The sequence below is a fragment of the Streptomyces sp. UNOB3_S3 genome, from assembly GCF_020740895.1.
Lineage (GTDB): Bacteria > Actinomycetota > Actinomycetes > Streptomycetales > Streptomycetaceae > Streptomyces.
In genome coordinates, this window is sequence record NZ_JAILXP010000637.1 from 1 (window position 1) to 1,923 (window position 1,923).

The 1,923-nt window shown below is 77.5% G+C and carries 1 protein-coding gene and 1 pseudogene; both read right to left on the reverse strand.

What is annotated here, in order from left to right:
- The coding region (locus K6I33_RS34585) for a DNA-formamidopyrimidine glycosylase family protein (protein WP_229358760.1) at nucleotides 1-785 on the reverse strand (785 nt) is incomplete at its 3' end.
- 42 nt (nucleotides 786-827) lie between these two features.
- Nucleotides 828-1,923, reverse strand: a pseudogene (locus tag K6I33_RS34590) (DEAD/DEAH box helicase); the annotation flags it as partial.

Genomic DNA, 1,923 nt, shown 5'->3' on the forward strand with positions numbered 1-1,923 from the left:
GGACCCGTCTGGCAGTGGGGGCACCAGTAGGTCGTCCGCTCCCGGCCCTCCGGCCCCTGGCCCGCGGAGAGGACGGGGGTGCCGCAGCGCCGGCACGGCCGGTCGGCCCGTCCGTAGACCCACAGACCGCGGTCCGGGCGGGCGTCGCCCGTGGTGATCCGGGAGACACGGGACTTGTTGGCCTCCAGCAGCTTCCCCGCCAGGGCCACCAGCCGCTCGGGGGCGGGCACGGACGCCATGGGCAGCCATGGGGTGACCCGCAGCAGGAAGCACAGCTCGGACTTGTAGACATTGCCGACGCCCGCCAGATTGCGCTGGTCGAGGAGGGCCTCGCCGATCGTGCGCCCGGGGTCGGCGAGCAGCCTGCGGACGGCCTCGTCGGCGTCCCAGTCGGGGCCGAGGGGATCGGGGCCCAGATGGCCGACGAGCGTGGACTCGTCGGTGGTGCGCACCAGGTCCAGCACGGGGAGGCGATAGCCGACGGCCGTGCGGTCGGCGGTGGCGAGGACGGCCCGGATCTGGTGCGCCGGGCCGCCGCGCGGGCGCTCACCGGTGGCGTGGACGCGCCAGGAGCCGTCCATGCCGAGGTGGGAGTGGAGGGTGAGGCCGCCGCCGAGGCGGGTGAGCAGGTGCTTGCCGCGCGGGACGACCTCCAGGACCTCGCGGCCGGTGAGATCGGTGGTGGCGAGCCGGGGCACGCGCAGGTCGCTGCGGATCAGCGCCTCGCCCGCGAGGGCCTCGTGCAGGACCCGCGCGGTGCGCCAGACGGTGTCTCCTTCGGGCATACGGCGACTCCTTCGCGGATACGGCCCATGATGCGGCGTGGGTCAGGGCGCGCGCAGGCGCAGCCCCCGCGGTGTGGCGTGGAAGCCCGCCGCCTCCAGCACGGCCCCCAGCGGGGAGGACAGGGCCGGGGCGCCGTTGACGCGCTCGACGGTGACCGTGCCCAGGGCCCCGGCGTGCGCCGCCTCGGCCAGGGCCGCGGCCGCCTCGCGCACGGCGGGATCGTCGGCGGCGGTCTCAGCGCCGGGCTCCTGGGGCCAGGCCAGGACGGTCTTCCCGCCGCGCTCGACGTAGAGCGTCAGCGCGCCGTCGAGGAGGACGACCAGGGCGCCGGCCTTGCGGCCGGGCTTGTGGGTCGCGCCGGCGGGCGGATCGGGCCAGGGCAGCGCCGCGCCATAGGCGTTGGCCGGATCGGCGGCGGCGAGGACGACCGCCCGGCGTCGGCCGGTCCGCCCGCCCGCCGGCCGGTCGTCCCAGGGGGCGGCGCACGCCGCGCCGCCGGAGCGCTCCCGGGCCGTGCCGGCGGCGCGCAGCCGGTCGACCGCGCCGTCCATGGCGAACTGCGCGGCGCCCAGACCCTCGACGACATAGCCGCGGCGGGCCTGGCCGCTCTCCTCGAAGGCCGCGAGCACCCGGTAGGCCGCGGCGAAACCGCCCTCCACCCCTTCGGCGGCGACGGCCCCGCGGGTCACCACGCCGTGCCGGTCGAGCAGGGTCCGGGCCAGGGCGTGGGCCCGGTGTGTGACATCGGGCTCGCGCTCGGGCAGCAGCGACCAGCGGCCCGCGACCGTAGGGGGGCCGCCGCGGGAGGCGGTGAGCCGGAGCCCCGGGCCCGTCCGGGCGAGGACGGAACCGTAACGGCCGCGCGGGACGGCCCGTTTGGCGCGGTGGGCGGTGGAGCCGGCCGTGCGGCCGGAACCGAGCAGCGAGCGCAGCGGCGCGAGGGTGTCATTGGTCAGCCGGCCGGACCAGGCGAGATCCCAGACGGCCTCGGCGATACGGGCGTCCGTGCCGTCGGTGCCGTCCAATGCCGCGCTCGTGGCGCGCACCTGCTCGGCGATCTGCCGGAAGAACAGGCCGTAGCCACCGGCGAGGGCGTCCAGCACGGCCTGGTGGAGGGGGGAGAGCTCCAGGGGGTGC